Origin of the sequence: Psychrobacter sp. FME5 (assembly GCF_014861375.1) — a bacterium.
Taxonomy (GTDB): Bacteria; Pseudomonadota; Gammaproteobacteria; order Pseudomonadales; family Moraxellaceae; genus Psychrobacter.
Genome location: NZ_RRYX01000006.1, coordinates 16514 through 30991 on the forward strand (window position 1 = coordinate 16514; position 14478 = coordinate 30991).

The following is a 14478-nucleotide window of genomic DNA, read 5'->3' on the forward strand; positions in this document are numbered from 1 at the left end:
GTTTTGTTCCATCCTTGTTTTTTAGTATTTATCATTTAATTTATTAAGGCAGGTTTATGCAACCCACCGATTCAAAAACGTCTACAGCGTCTGATGCTACACCGCAAGTAAGCGATACCCAAACCATCACTGTTCCGCCTAATAAGAAAAAGTCTAAACCCTCATCAAAGACGCGTCGTCGTCTAAAAGACGCTGAGCCACTACCCTTTGCTATCGATGGCCTATCGCATGATGGTCGCGGCGTTGCGGTATACGGTAATGGTTTTGGTGTGGACGATGGTCACATCGAGGACAAACATGGCAAAAAAATCTTTGTCAGCTTTGCACTACCTGGTGAAAGCGCCCTAGTTAAAATTACCAATAGTCGTAGCAGCTTTGAAGAAGGCGATGCCATTAGCATCACTGCCAATCCAAATCCTGAGCGTGCCGTACCGCCCTGCCCGCACTTCGGTGTTTGCGGTGGCTGCAATCTACAGCATTGGCAGCCAGATGGCCAAATCAACTTTAAGCAATCTGTGTTGGCTGAAATGCTTATGCACCAAGCCAATGTGGCGCCTGATAACTGGTTAGCACCCGTGGTTGGCGATCGTCTTGGTTATCGTACCAAAGCTCGATTGGGTGTGCGTTATGTCACCAAAAAAGAAACCGCTTTGGTTGGATTTCGCGAGCGCTCAAGTAACTTTTTGGCAGAGCTCAATGAATGCCATATCTTGGACCCACGCATTGGCTTTGAGATTGAGAATTTAAAAGCGCTTATTAGCACGCTAGAAAGTCGTAACAAGATTGCCCAGCTTGAATTGGCCATGGGTGAAGAGATGCCAGAGCTACCCGATGGCAATCAGCCCGTGGCGCTTATCGTGCGAAACCTCGAGCCATTATCAGATGCTGATATTGATAAGCTAAAGACGTTTTTTGCGGCGCGTAACTGGCAGTTGTATTTGCAGTCTAAAGGTGCTGATACTATCCAGCGGATTGCTTTGACCGATGCTGATGATATGAGTCAGCAGTTTGGACGCCTGTATTATCAACTGCCAGAGTACGATTTGACATTTGAATTTATTCCTACCGATTTCACCCAGGTTAATCTGTCTGTGAATCGTCAAATGACCAAGCTTGCTTGTGATTTGTTGGATTTAAAAGCAGGTGAGCGAGTGCTGGATTTATTCAGTGGTTTGGGTAACTTTAGCTTACCGCTAGCGCGACTGGTTGGCGAAACAGGTTCGGTGGTTGGTGTTGAAGGCAGTGAAGCAATGACTGCACGCGCCGCAGACAATGCGCGCCGTAACGGTATTCATAACACCGAGTTTTATAGCCAAGATTTGACCCACGACTGTACCGATGAACCTTGGGCCAACCAAGGCTTTGATGCATTATTAATCGATCCACCACGCTCTGGCGCATGGGAAATCATGCAGTATTTACCCAAATTCAACGCTGAGCGTATCGTTTACGTCTCTTGCAATCCAGCAACCCTCGCTCGTGATACCAAAGCATTATTAGAACAAGGCTATCGTTTGACGGATGCGGGCGTGATGGACATGTTCTGTCATACCGGTCATGTCGAATCAATCGCGCGCTTTGAAAAAATCGCCGTTTGATTCTTTACTTTCTCTCAAATTAACGGTTCAGAATATTAAATAACCGTATTAAAAGCCGCTGACACTCAACCAAAATTTGAGTGTCAGCAGTAGCAATCAATGACGGCTATTTATTCTGATTAACTGTAGACATTACATAGCCCCGCTTGATTTGTTACTGCAACATGAGATAATAATATAAAATTTTACTATCTCTTTTTATTGTTTTTCATTAAGGAAATAGTGAGTATTTACACCCATAGCTTTATATATTTTACGCACGTTTTATAACTGCTAGAAATGGACTTTTTAGCAGTTATACTGTTTTATCGCTGGCACTTTATAGATCTTAAAAACAGGTCTTAAAAAACATCAGTCTTGAACTATTTATGAATCTTGAATCATAAGTGTCCACATAATAGATAAAGTTATAATCAATTTAGAATGGCTAAGAGGAGTCGGCTATGGTAAAAATTCGTGAAGGATTACCGCTGGTGGATGGACAGACCACGCAAGCCGACAGTGCCACACTAGCGGCGCAGCTGGTCGCCAGTCAACGTTCCCATCAGTCTGCCAATAGCTATGCCCAAATTCCACTGGATATCAAACATCAATTGGCGACTCATAAGCTACACACTACTTTTGATCGCTCGGCGCACTATGCTTACCATAGTCATGACCCAAACCTTGAAAACGAATATCTAGACAATAAAATCCTCGATGAATCACCCATACTCTCGGAAAAAGAGTTTGAAGCGATTGATTTGGACCAGATAAATATTGATGTCCCTACTTGGTTAGATAACGTCGCCAAGCGGATTGGGCAAGAGTCTGTACCTAACCTGAGCGCTGCCTGTGAATTTATTCGCAGCCATATGAATACTAGCGAATCGGAGCGCTCAGGCGCTTACGTGACTGGTATTGGTATGACCGATATCTTAACTTACCTTTATCAAGATGAAGACGCGCTTGTCGCTGCCATGCTCTATCGTAGTGCGCGCAAATCAATCATAAGTCTGGCTGATATCGAAAAAAAATTCGGCACCGATATATCGACCCTAGTCAAAGATACCTTGGCAATGGGTAAGCTGTCTGAAATTATTGAGAGTAACAAACGCTTAGAAGATCATTTCGTCAATAACCAGCGTGACCAACTGTCCAATATCTATAGCATGCTCATTTCTGTCACTAACGATGTGCGCGTCGTGCTTATTAAGCTGGCTGAGCGTACCTTTGCCATGCGCGAATTGACCTTTTCTAACGAGGAGCGACAAAATCGCGTGGCACGTGAGGTCATGACCATTTATGCCCCATTAGCGCATCGATTGGGTATCGCCCAACTAAAATGGGAGCTTGAAGACTTAGCCTTTCGCTACCTTGCGCCTGAACGCTATAAAGAAATTGCTAAGCTGCTATCAGAAAAGCGCAGTGAACGCGAGTCCTATATTCAGCGCGTACAAGACAAACTTAACGACGCCTTGGCAGAAGCCGATATTGAAGGTGAAGTCTCAGGACGCGTTAAACATATCTATTCTATTTATCGAAAAATGAAGCAAAAAGGCTTGTCCTTTGATCAGCTTTACGACATTCGTGCTTTACGGGTTTTGGTCAATAATCCTTCGGACTGCTATCATGTTTTGGGCTTGGTACACGGTCTATGGCGTTATATTCCTGAGCAGTTCGATGATTATATTACCAACCCAAAATCTAACGGCTATCGCTCGCTGCATACCGCAGTCATTGCTGAAAACAAATCGCTTGAGGTACAAATTCGTACTCAAGAAATGCATTTTGAGGCTGAGCTTGGCATGTGCGCCCATGTCAATTACAAAGAAGGCCTAAAAAATAAGAGAGACAACTACCTAAACCAAAGAATCAGCTCTCTGCGTCAGCTATTGTCTATCAATAACGAAACACGCAATCAACCGCGCTCAACATTATTAACTGGTGAAGAGCTAGAAGAATTAGAGTTTGATGAAGAAGACCAAGTGGTTGATTTCGATGAGCTCGAGCGCATTTATATTTTTAGCCGTGATGGCGATATTACTGAGCTACCAAAGGGCGCGACTGTTCTTGATTTTGCCTATTATGTCCATACCCAAGTTGGTAATCGCGCGCAAGCTGCTCGGGTCAATCAACGCTATGTACCGTTGACCTACCAGCTCAAAACGGGTGAGCAAGTCGAAATTATCACTAAGGCATCACGTGAGCCCAACCGCGATTGGCTGGTTGCATCACTGGGTTATATTCACACCAACCGCGCACGCTCAAAACTGCGTCAATGGTTTAATAAACAAGACCGCGACAAGAACATTGAAATAGGTCGACAGATGCTCAGCAAAGAGCTTGAGCGTTTATCAGTGCACCCCAATAGCATCGATTTAAATGACTATACGCAGCATTTTAATGTCAATAATACCGATGATATTGTTGTGGGCTTGGTCACGGGCGATATTGGTCTTAACCAGCTTACCAGCCATATTTCTCGGCAACTGCATTTAGAACCTGAGAAAACTGAAGAAGACTTTACTCCTAGTATTAACACCAGGGATTCTGGAAAGCTTGACGCCTACAAAATCCATATCGATGGCTTGGATAATATCGAGATTGGTTTAGCAGGCTGCTGCCATCCTGTACACGGTGAGCCAATTTCTGGCTATATCACTTTATCACGTGGCGTTAGCGTACATAATCGCGGCTGCCCAGAATATTTGCGTTTAATTGAACGTGATCCTGAACGCGAAATTGATGCTGCTTGGAAAGTTAAATCAGGACGCTATCAACCGGTTGACATCCATGTAGAGGCATACGACAGACGTGGACTACTGCGCGACTTGACCCAAATTATTGATAACGAAAACGTCAATATTCGTCAAGTTGAAACGCTGAGTAACGATGATAATATTGCCTTTTTAAAGTTTCATATTGAAGTTTCAGGGCTGGCACATTTATCCAAGCTATTGGCTAAACTCGAACAGCAGCATGGCATCTTACATGCTCGCCGTGCTGTCGCTTGATTAAAATAACCCGCACTTTTCAAAAGCGCCTTTCATTCATAATAGAGTTTTCATAAAAAACACCATGCCTGAATTACCTGAAGTAGAAACAACCAAGACCAGCCTTGAGCCATTATTAGGCCAACAAGTGACCAATGTAAAAGTATTCCAACCCAAATTACGTTGGTCGATGCCAGATGATTTAAATAGTCTCGTTGGTTACACTTTAGAGAGTGTCAAGCGGCGAGCAAAGTACTTAATACTTAACTTTTTACCAGCAATGGACGGTAGTACCGACTCTTCTAAGCATTTACAGCCAAAACAACTCTTAGTTCATTTAGGCATGTCGGGGAGCCTACAACAGCACAATTATGGTACTGATAAACGCAAACATGACCATTTGGTTATGAGCTTCACTGATGCTGATAATACCAAGACCCAGCTGCATTATTATGATCCTAGACGCTTTGGATCAGTCTTATGGCTTGAAGAATATGGTGATAAGTTGTTGGGTCATTTAGGACCTGAACCGTTATCAGAGGAGTTTACTGCTGATTATCTATATCATTTAATCCAGCGTAGCAATAACTCCAACCAAACGCATGATGACCCTTTAGCCAATAAAGCCAGCACCCGAAAAGCTACCGCCAATAAAACCACTACCAATAAGCAGCCTATCAAACGTGCCATAAAATCTGTGATTATGGAACAGCAAGTGGTGGTCGGCGTCGGCAATATTTACGCGACTGAAAGCTTATATCTTTCTGGCATTCACCCCGCCACTCCAGCCAATGACGTCTCATATGAGAAAATAGTTATACTGGTCGCTCATATCAAAACTATCTTACAAAAGGCGATAAAACTTGGTGGTTCGACGCTACGTGACTTCACAGTGGCCAGTGGTCAAACAGGCTATTTTCAACAGACGTTGAACGTGTATGGTAGACAAGGAGAAGCTTGTCCACATTGTGATACAGTACTCGATAATATCAAGCTTACTGGAAGAGCTAGTGTTTATTGCCCTAGTTGTCAGCCAATAATCTAAAAACCTTTTTATTTTAGACAATTGCTAGTTACTTTACCTTAGACGCCCTATTCTGGGCGTTCAGACTCCTGACATACCAGAAAAACAATTGTTCCTAAATATCTTGCATTTTTGTGCTTCAATACACATATTGCACGCATTTTTATTGCTTATTAACGCACATCTTGCTTTAATGGTGCTAGCACTTACATAAATAGTGCATACTGTTTATGTATCTGTAATATTCACCCTACCTATCGTTGCCGCATTGCTTATATAGAGAAATTATCTCTATGTTGGAGATAGCAACAGCCAGTAATCATACCAATTATGAATTTTAGGATACCGTTATGACTGTTAAAGCCAAGAACCAACGTACAGTTAAGCAAAGCACAGTTAAACAAAGTGTTTTTACTGTTGCCGTAAGCTTAGGTTTGATGGCTGCTAGCATGCAGCCTGCCTTGGCAGCGATAGAAATTGATGAAACTGACTTTGGACCTTCTTACGACACGATGGTGGTTGATACCGTGGTTGGTAAGCCTTTACAACTGGTCAGCGCCGTTGCGGGTACTGCAGCTTATATCGTTAGTTTGCCCTTTTCACTGATCGGTGGTAATGCAGATCAAGCTCAGCAAAAGCTGTTCGTTGAACCTTGGGACGCAATGGGCCGCTGCTTAGGTTGTACCGTTGCTGAAGATAACTATTATAAATCTCAAGTTGTTGATAATAATGTAGTGCGCATTGTCGTCGACCAACCCTCGGAGATTTTGATCAATACCAACGACTATGTGGTCGTCACACCTTAAACGTTACTCACTCCATAGGTGTGATATTTAGAAAAATTAAGTAACATACATCTATTAAAGACAAAAGCTTATCAATCGACAATAAAAAAAGGCTAACTTTGCGTTAGCCTTTTTTATTGCTTTAATTTGGTTAAACCAAACTATTAAGCACCTTTCTTACCACGACCATGACGCTTACGCTCACTTTCAGTCAAATAACGCTTACGTAGACGAATCGCTTTTGGCGTTACTTCAACCAACTCATCATCTTGAATAAATTCAAGCGCTTGCTCAAGCGTGAACTTAACCGCTGGAGTCAATGTTAACGCTTCATCCGTACCACTAGCACGGACGTTGGTTAGCTGCTTAGCCGTTGTTGGGTTAACCGCCATGTCGTCGTTACGTGAGTTAAGACCGACAATCATACCTTCGTATACTTCGAGCTGTGGTTCAGCAAATAACTTACCGCGCTTCTGTAAGTTAAACAGTGCAAAGCCTAGGCAAACACCTTTTGCCATAGAAACCAATACACCATTAGTTCGGCCGCCAACGTCACCAATTTTCTGTGGGCCATAATGTGAGAAACTTGAGGTCATGATACCCGTACCTGAAGTCAATGTTAGGAACTCAGAGCGGAAGCCAATCAAACCACGGGCTGGTATAGTCGCTTCAATACGCATACGACCTTTACCATCAAGCTCCATATTGGTCATCTCACCTTTACGTAGACCAACCTGCTCCATGATAGAACCTTGATGCTCATCTTCAATATCGAAGACGACATTTTCATACGGTTCTTGTAGTTTACCGTCAATTTCTTTAACGATAACTTCTGGGCCTGAAACACCCATCTCAAAGCCTTCACGGCGCATGTTTTCGATAAGTACAGATAGATGAAGCTCACCACGACCCGATACTTTAAATTTATCTGGAGACTCAGTGTCTTCTACACGTAATGCCACGTTGTGAATCAATTCACGCTCAAGACGCTCACGAATGTTACGCGAGGTCACAAACTTACCATCACGACCAGCAAAAGGTGAGTTATTCACTTGAAAGTTCATAGATACTGTTGGTTCATCAACCGTTAGTGCTGGCAATGCTTCAACATGATTGGGATCACAAATAGTATCAGAGATATTAAGAGAATCAATACCAGTAATACAGATGATATCACCTGCTTGTGCATCCTCTACGTCGATACGATCTAAACCGTGATAGCCCATAATTTTTAAAATACGACCATTACGAGTATTGCCGTTCTTATCAACGACCGTCACTTGAGTATTGGTTTTAACTTTACCACGCTGGATACGACCGATACCAATCACGCCCACAAAGCTATTGTAGTCAAGGCTAGAGATTTGCATACGGAATGGAGCATCAGCATCAACTTGCGGAGGCTGAACTACATCAACGATAGTTTTGAAAAGCGGTGTCATATCATCCGCTAAATTATCAGCTTCTAAACCTGCAATGCCGTTCAATGCTGAGGCATAAACAACGGGGAAATCTAGTTGCTCGTCGGTTGCACCTAGATTGTCAAACAGATCAAAGATTTGATCCATTACCCAATCAGGGCGTGAACCTGGACGGTCAATTTTGTTAATAACAACAATCGGCTTTAGACCTTGCTCGAACGCTTTCTGAGTCACGAAACGAGTTTGAGGCATTGGACCATCAACACCGTCTACTACTAGTAGTACGCAGTCAACCATTGACATAACACGTTCAACCTCACCACCAAAGTCGGCGTGACCTGGAGTGTCGACAATGTTGATACGGTATTCAGTTTCGTCAGTAGTATCTGTCCAGCGGATGGCTGTGTTTTTAGCCAAAATAGTAATACCACGCTCTTGCTCAATATCACCTGAATCCATCGCACGTTCAGCAATGTTTGCACGGTCGTCAAAAGTACCAGATTGATGTAATAATTTATCAACCAAAGTTGTTTTACCGTGGTCAACGTGGGCAATAATTGCAATGTTACGCAGGTGTTTGATATCGTTCGCCATATAAAATGCTCGTTTCGTCTTAAGAAAATGCAGTAGCATTAAGCACCGCTGGATAAACTTTTATCTTCAATCAGGTAGATATTAAATACTTACTTTTAGGCGACTACACAATAGGTGCTGTCGTTTAATTATTTTCAGTATAATCAAACATCTACGCTGATAAATTCATCATACAGATAGCTATGCTAATGTACATTCTGTCAATTTACAGAATGTTTGGGCAGCTAGTATAACATTATTGCTTGATAAATTTATGCAATAACTCACCTTTCTCAATACATAAATAAAAAAAAGCCACCCAATGGGCAGCTTTTTTTGTAACTATATATTTAAAATTATAACTAATGAGCGGTTATTTACTCAACAACCATATCTTTAGTTTGTTCAACAGTCATTGTTTTGTCACCAGTGATGATGGCATAAACACGACGGTTCATAGCGCGACCTTCTTCAGTATCGTTTGGCGCGATTGGGTTGTCATAACCATAACCAACAGTTGATAGACGGTTTGGAGCGATACCGAATTCATTAGTTAGCATAGATTTAACAGCAACGGCACGAGCTTCAGATAGGCGTTGGTTATAACGTGCTGAAGGACCAGTTTTAGAAGCATGACCTTCTACACGTGCTGTAGAGTTTGGATACTCACGCATCTTCTCTGCTACTTTAGCGATTTCTGGTTTGTACTGATTTTTGATAGCTGATTTATCGTTATCAAAGAATACACGTAGTTCCATTTTCAGCTCATCAGTAATATCTACTGGTACTGGGCAACCGCGCTCATCAACTACAACGTTCATAGGAGTGCCTGGGCATGCATCGATGCTATCAGGTACGCCATCACCGTCAGAATCAAGATCAGATTCCACAACCACTACTGGCGTATCATCAACCATTGGCTCTGCAACTGGTGGTACTGCTACTGTAGGGGCTAAATGACCACCAAGTACAACTTCTAGGCCGGCCAACGCCATGCCTTCCCACCAGTTGTTATCGAAGTTATGAATCGCACGAGCTTCACCACGTAGGCTTAGCGCGTCGTTGATGCGATACATAGCACCTAAACCTAGGTTACCGATAGTGTCTGTTGTTTCTGATACTTCAGTACCAGCAGCTATTGTAGTGCCAGCTGGAATACCTTCTAACGCACTCTTAGTTGTATATGACTCTTGGTTTTCTACTTTGATTTTAGACTGACCAGCACCAACCAATACATATGGTTTGAATGCGTTATCAGTGTAACCAGTGAACTCTTCGGTACCGATCAAGAAGTTACCAGAAAGCATGGTTTGTTCGACGTCAAAGCGGTTAACGCCTGCATCAGCAGAATCTTCAGAAGCTTCGCCATTCGCGCTAGATACACCGTACTCTACTTGGAACTGAGTAGAAGGAGTCAGCTCGATACCTAGAGCCGCACCAGTATATAGGCTACTTTCTTTGGCTACGCCACCATTGTTGTTACCACGAGTACCATCACCGATAACATCGCCATTGGCGTTTTCATAAAGGTTTTTACCAGTAGCAAGAAGATCACGTTGATCATCATGAGCTTCACCAGTGTAATGATAACCTAGTAATAATGGGCTGATAGTTACACCAGCATTAGCTGCTAAAGGTGCAGCCGCTACAGCAACAATAGCTAGAGCAATTTTATTCAATTTCATGGACTTCCTCCAAAGGATAATTTTAGTGATGCATTAAGCAAAACCGCTTCTCAAGATGTTCTAAAATAGACATCTTTTACGAATTTGTAAGTGACAAAGCAAAACCAATTAAGGAGTAGCTTAGCGATTATCAATTCAGTTTACAACTTTTTTCGTTAACGAGCTACACATTATTACACGATACTGTCGTAACTAAAACACAATAATCCGCTTAAGTTACCTAGAACTAACACACCTTACGATTTTTATCTTTTGTATGTCAGTTCACAATAGATAGTCAGCCGAGCAATACCTACTGTCTGGACATATTTTAATACATTTAGACATTTTTCTCTATTACTAAAACCTGTCATTCACTAATTGAAACATTTTTTGACAGTAGACATATATTCTGTTTATATTGTATCAGTCAACATTATTTCATACATTACAAAGATAACTGTTGTTACAATTTATCTGTCGCCAGCCAACTTACTCATCATAGGCAATAAGACCTCATGACACTTCTTTATAAGATATTGTTAAGTTATGAAAGGCTATCTAAATTTTCTTTATTCACCCTAACTTTGGTTAGGAATGAGTTCGCGAACAGTAGTAGATCGAGTGTTTATGGTTTTTGGTTCTACTTCCAATGGCTTAGGACACCTAACTCTAGGAAAGAAAAAAGAATACAGATAAGGACTCTTGGGCATAGAGGCAGACAAGGTTTTACGTTGGTTGAACTCATGGTTACTGTCGCTGTATTGGCCATCATAGTAAGTATCGCTACTCCGGCAATTCTAAATCAGTTAGCAAGTATGGAAGCTAAGCGCATCAAAAACCAACTAGAAAGCGCTCTACGTTTAGCAAAAGCAGAAAGTCTTATTAGACGCCAAAACGTGTTGGTTTGTCTATCTAATGCTGCTGGTCGTTGCGATAGAGACAGTGATAAAATACTTTTATTATTTATAGACAGTAATGGTAATAATCACTTTGATGCTCAGGTAGATTTTTTGCTGAGCCAGCAAACTTTAAACTTAAAATACGGCAAGCTGAAATTGCGAGTAGGAAACGAGCGTCATTACACCAAATTTTGGGGTGATAGTGGCATACCTCGAGGGCATTTTGGCCATATCAAATACTGCCCGATCGCTACTTATAGTCAAGCCATGTATCAAATCTCATTCAACCAGACAGGCATTATTAAACAGAAACTTAATGAAGACCACCCTACCGAGTGTAATAAATAATGCGACGAGTAATAAGGCCTGCCCGAATGCTTAAAATATCGTCAGTTCGATGTAAAAAAGATACCGTGCGACGGGTATTAATTTTTTGCAGCCTCTGTCAGCGTAGACACCGCAAGCAAGAAAAATTAATACCCGTCACGCGTCAAAGAAAATGTATCTTAATTTAGGGGCTGTATAGAATGTATAAAACATAGCTTAAGGTTTTTTGTGCATCGCTTCTTTCATCATAATAACCGCCTGCTCTAACCCTACGAATACAGCATCGGCAATGAGTGCGTGGCCAATGTTTAACTCATAAATGCCTTCAATCTGTGCAATAGCATTGACATTATCACGGGTTAAGCCATGTCCTGCATTAATCAAAAGTTCGCTATTGGTACGTTGCGCAGTAGCAATCGCATGTTTGATGCGTTTTAGCTCGGCATCTTGTGCCGTTTTGTTGTCTGCTAAACCTGCTTCAGCGTAAGCACCCGTATGCAGTTCAATGGCATCAGCACCGCAATCTATGGCCGCAGAAACCTGCTTGTCTTCTGGATCAATAAATAAAGAGACCTTAATGCCTGCAGCCTGCAACTTGCTAATATAATCGGTCAGCCAAGTCATTTGCCCTGCGACATCAAGCCCACCTTCTGTCGTCAGCTCTGCGCGTTTTTCGGGGACTAAACATACCCAAAATGGTTTAACTTCGCAGGCAATCACTAGCATCTCAGTCGTCGCTGCCATCTCTAGATTCATTCTAGTCGTCAACTGCCCTGCTATCTCATAGACATCTGAGTCTTGAATATGACGACGGTCCTCACGCAAATGGATAGTGATACCATCGGCACCTGCACGCTCGCACAATAAAGCAGCCTCTAAAGGACTGGGATAAATCACCCCACGTGCTTGACGTAAAGTTGCCACGTGATCAATATTCACGCCTAACAAAGGGGTTTGAGAAGTATTTTTAGATGAAGCGAATGAAGAGGTGGTCATAATAAATCCTTTTGATAACAAAACCTATATTTAAAAACAAGCATCCCAGCAGCACTATATTCTTTTAAAAGTGAATCAACTATAACTATAATTTGTCTTTTTTGAAGTAGCTCAACTATAGTGAAGCTATTAGCAAATAACAATTCTATTATTGATAGCGCTGTTGCTGCTGCCATAACAGACGACTTTGTAATGGTTGATAATCAAGTAGATGGTCTATCAGCTGCCGATGAATCCTTGACCAATTATTCAGTGTGGTTTCAGCAATACCCAATTTTGCCATCTCAATAATATCCGCACCTACAAAAAGGCTTTGTCCAGTAGCACTTTCTACATGCTCAGACGGCATATTATTCTGAGAAGTAGGCATAGAGACAGCAACCAAACCCACATCAGGTAAAAAACGATACACACAATCAGCTTCAATGCCATCCTGCATACTGTCATGAGCTAGCGCTAAGGTAAAACCCAACTCGCTAAATAAGTGCTGTTCAAACTGGCGCAAACACAGACGCAATTGATTGGCGCTTAAAGGCTGTCTAAGCTGAATCAGACTTTCTTTATAATGCTGCCACAATACTGGCATCGGGTCTTCAGTAGGTAGGAGACGCCACAGTATTTCATTTAAATACAATGCCGAGTATTGATGTTGGCCCGTGATGTTTTCGTAAGGAGCTGACTCTAGATAAGGCACTGGCTGTAGCAAAGTAGCAGCGTCTTTTGCGGCGCCTGTCTCAATAATATTTTGTGAGGCAATATTAATTTGACTAAAAGTCTTTAAATCACGTTTACCAGTGGCGAAGAGTTGCAATGGCATAAATAAGGGCGCGCCTTTTTTCCCAATACCGTGTATCACCCCATGTTGCTGAGAAAAAAGATAATATAAGGCGCGCTTTTCTTGATAGGGGCGCTGATGCAATAGATAACCGACTAACGCTTCATTACGCATGTGTTATTACCTCAACATTAAGCATCAGTATCGAGCACATAAAAAAGTGATTAAAGCGCTACTTTGCGATTAATACCCTAAACTGGTTAACGCACGCTCGTCATCAGACCAACCGCGCTTCACTTTTACCCATAGTGTCAGCATGATTTTTTTATCAAAGAGCTGCTCCATATCTTTACGAGCATCCATACCAACTTGCTTGATACGTTGACCTTTATCACCGATAACAATGGCTTTTTGGCCACTACGCTCGACATAAATAGTGGCATCAATAAAGGTACAAGCCTTACGTGGACGACCTGTTTTTGGATCGGTATGCGCAGGCTCATCTTTGAACTCGTCAATCTGTACCGTTAAATCATACGGTACTTCATCGCCTGCGCTACGCATGATTTTTTCACGGATAATTTCGCTGGCTAAGAAACGCTCTGAGCGGTCGGTGATTTGCTCAGTATCATAGATAGGTGCGGCAACTGGTAGATGTGAGGCAATCACTTCTTGTAGACGGTCTAGGTTCTGACTTTTTAATGCGGAGACAGGTACAATATCAGCAAAATCGAAACTATCACTAAAGGTTTCAATAAGCGGCAACACGCTGCCCTTATCTTTTAAAGTATCCGCTTTATTAATGACCAATACCACGGTCAAATTTGTCTCGCCGAGTTTCTGCAGGGTCAACAAATCATCGTCACGCCACTGATCTGAGTCAACGACGAATAATACCAAATCAACATCTACTAAGGCAGATACTGCGGCTTTGTTCATGCGCTCATTGATAGCACGCACTTCATTACGGTGAATACCTGGAGTATCTACAAACACAGCCTGCATTTCATGGTTTGATAAAATACCATGAATACGATGGCGAGTGGTTTGTGGCTTACGTGAAGTGATAGATAGTTTTTGACCCAATAAGTGATTCATCAAGGTTGATTTGCCGACGTTTGGACGCCCAACGATGGCCACATAACCTGCCTTAAAATCATCAGCAACATGCCCATGGCTACTAGGGGCAAAAAAATCTTCAATGGCCGTATCGTTTTCTGATGTAATATCTTCTGAATGCGTTATATCATCATTAGTGGTATCTTTATTACCTTGGTTTGGATTCAATTCTGTGTTTTCGGTCATATCGTCGGCATTATCTTCATTATTGGATGGCAAATCAGTACGATTGCTCATAGGGTAATCCTGTAGGGTTTATAACCAGTCAAACGGTGATTAATAAGGCATTGATTGTATCAACACTAAAAAATCGGCACCG

General features: G+C 42.1%; 11 protein-coding genes. 5 read left to right on the forward strand and 6 right to left on the reverse strand.

Annotation, left to right across the window (positions count from 1 at the left end):
- The first annotated feature begins 56 nt into the window (after nt 1-56).
- From rlmD to EI161_RS02010, 4 genes are all read left to right on the forward strand, one after another.
- Complete coding sequence (rlmD, locus tag EI161_RS01995) at nt 57-1598, forward strand: 23S rRNA (uracil(1939)-C(5))-methyltransferase RlmD (protein WP_192522550.1); 1542 nt, start codon at nt 57-59, stop codon at nt 1596-1598.
- A gap of 443 nt (nt 1599-2041) precedes the next feature.
- Nucleotides 2042-4594 (forward strand): RelA/SpoT family protein, encoded by a 2553-nt coding sequence (locus EI161_RS02000; RefSeq protein ID WP_192522551.1) that lies wholly within the window; start codon nt 2042-2044, stop codon nt 4592-4594.
- Between the two features lie 64 nt (nt 4595-4658).
- Complete coding sequence (gene mutM / locus EI161_RS02005) at nt 4659-5618, forward strand: bifunctional DNA-formamidopyrimidine glycosylase/DNA-(apurinic or apyrimidinic site) lyase (RefSeq protein ID WP_192528842.1); 960 nt, start codon at nt 4659-4661, stop codon at nt 5616-5618.
- 329 nt (nt 5619-5947) lie between these two features.
- A complete protein-coding gene (locus EI161_RS02010; RefSeq protein WP_192528843.1) occupies nt 5948-6403 on the forward strand; it encodes a hypothetical protein in 456 nt (151 codons plus the stop codon).
- A gap of 143 nt (nt 6404-6546) precedes the next feature.
- Here the strand turns inward: EI161_RS02010 and typA are convergent, their stop codons facing one another.
- Together typA and EI161_RS02020 are read right to left on the reverse strand one after the other, a co-directional pair.
- On the reverse strand, nt 6547-8397 hold the full coding sequence (gene typA, locus EI161_RS02015; RefSeq protein WP_192522554.1) for a translational GTPase TypA: 1851 nt from the start codon (nt 8395-8397) through the stop codon (nt 6547-6549).
- A 356-nt stretch (nt 8398-8753) separates the two neighbouring features.
- Nucleotides 8754-10061 (reverse strand): OmpA family protein, encoded by a 1308-nt coding sequence (locus tag EI161_RS02020; RefSeq protein WP_192528844.1) that lies wholly within the window; start codon nt 10059-10061, stop codon nt 8754-8756.
- Between the two features lie 674 nt (nt 10062-10735).
- Between EI161_RS02020 and EI161_RS02025 the strand changes: the two genes are divergently transcribed.
- Nucleotides 10736-11290 carry a GspH/FimT family pseudopilin gene (locus EI161_RS02025; RefSeq protein ID WP_318779357.1) on the forward strand — a complete coding sequence of 185 codons (555 nt, stop codon included), beginning with the start codon at nt 10736-10738 and terminating at the stop codon, nt 11288-11290.
- Between the two features lie 195 nt (nt 11291-11485).
- On the opposite strand, the gene EI161_RS02030 is transcribed toward EI161_RS02025, so the two are convergent.
- The 4 genes from EI161_RS02030 to era all read right to left on the reverse strand — a co-directional run bounded on the left by EI161_RS02030 (nt 11486) and on the right by era (nt 14396).
- Nucleotides 11486-12265 carry a pyridoxine 5'-phosphate synthase gene (locus tag EI161_RS02030; RefSeq protein WP_192528846.1) on the reverse strand — a complete coding sequence of 260 codons (780 nt, stop codon included), beginning with the start codon at nt 12263-12265 and terminating at the stop codon, nt 11486-11488.
- Entirely contained in the window at nt 12262-12441 is a 180-nt protein-coding gene (locus EI161_RS02035) for a hypothetical protein (RefSeq protein WP_192522558.1), read from the reverse strand. The genes EI161_RS02030 and EI161_RS02035 overlap by 4 nt, the downstream gene beginning before the upstream one ends.
- Nucleotides 12414-13214, reverse strand: a complete 801-nt coding sequence (recO, locus tag EI161_RS02040) for a DNA repair protein RecO (RefSeq protein ID WP_192522559.1) — start codon at nt 13212-13214, stop codon at nt 12414-12416. Before recO ends, EI161_RS02035 begins: the two co-directional genes overlap by 28 nt.
- A 69-nt stretch (nt 13215-13283) precedes the next feature.
- Nucleotides 13284-14396, reverse strand: coding sequence for a GTPase Era (era, locus tag EI161_RS02045; RefSeq protein WP_192522560.1), 1113 nt, complete (start codon nt 14394-14396; stop codon nt 13284-13286).
- Nucleotides 14397-14478 lie beyond the last annotated feature (82 nt).

What these genes read in the sequence shown, in the direction of transcription:
- era (WP_192522560.1), bottom strand. Translation starts at nt 14,396, where the DNA reads ATGAGCAATCGTACTGATTTGCCATCCAATAATGAAGATAATGCCGAC.
- EI161_RS02000 (WP_192522551.1), top strand. Translation starts at nt 2,042, where the DNA reads ATGGTAAAAATTCGTGAAGGATTACCGCTGGTGGATGGACAGACCACG.
- typA (WP_192522554.1), bottom strand. Translation starts at nt 8,397, where the DNA reads ATGGCGAACGATATCAAACACCTGCGTAACATTGCAATTATTGCCCAC.
- EI161_RS02010 (WP_192528843.1), top strand. Translation starts at nt 5,948, where the DNA reads ATGACTGTTAAAGCCAAGAACCAACGTACAGTTAAGCAAAGCACAGTT.
- EI161_RS02030 (WP_192528846.1), bottom strand. Translation starts at nt 12,265, where the DNA reads ATGACCACCTCTTCATTCGCTTCATCTAAAAATACTTCTCAAACCCCT.
- EI161_RS02035 (WP_192522558.1), bottom strand. Translation starts at nt 12,441, where the DNA reads ATGGCAGCAGCAACAGCGCTATCAATAATAGAATTGTTATTTGCTAAT.
- rlmD (WP_192522550.1), top strand. Translation starts at nt 57, where the DNA reads ATGCAACCCACCGATTCAAAAACGTCTACAGCGTCTGATGCTACACCG.
- EI161_RS02020 (WP_192528844.1), bottom strand. Translation starts at nt 10,061, where the DNA reads ATGAAATTGAATAAAATTGCTCTAGCTATTGTTGCTGTAGCGGCTGCA.
- mutM (WP_192528842.1), top strand. Translation starts at nt 4,659, where the DNA reads ATGCCTGAATTACCTGAAGTAGAAACAACCAAGACCAGCCTTGAGCCA.
- recO (WP_192522559.1), bottom strand. Translation starts at nt 13,214, where the DNA reads ATGCGTAATGAAGCGTTAGTCGGTTATCTATTGCATCAGCGCCCCTAT.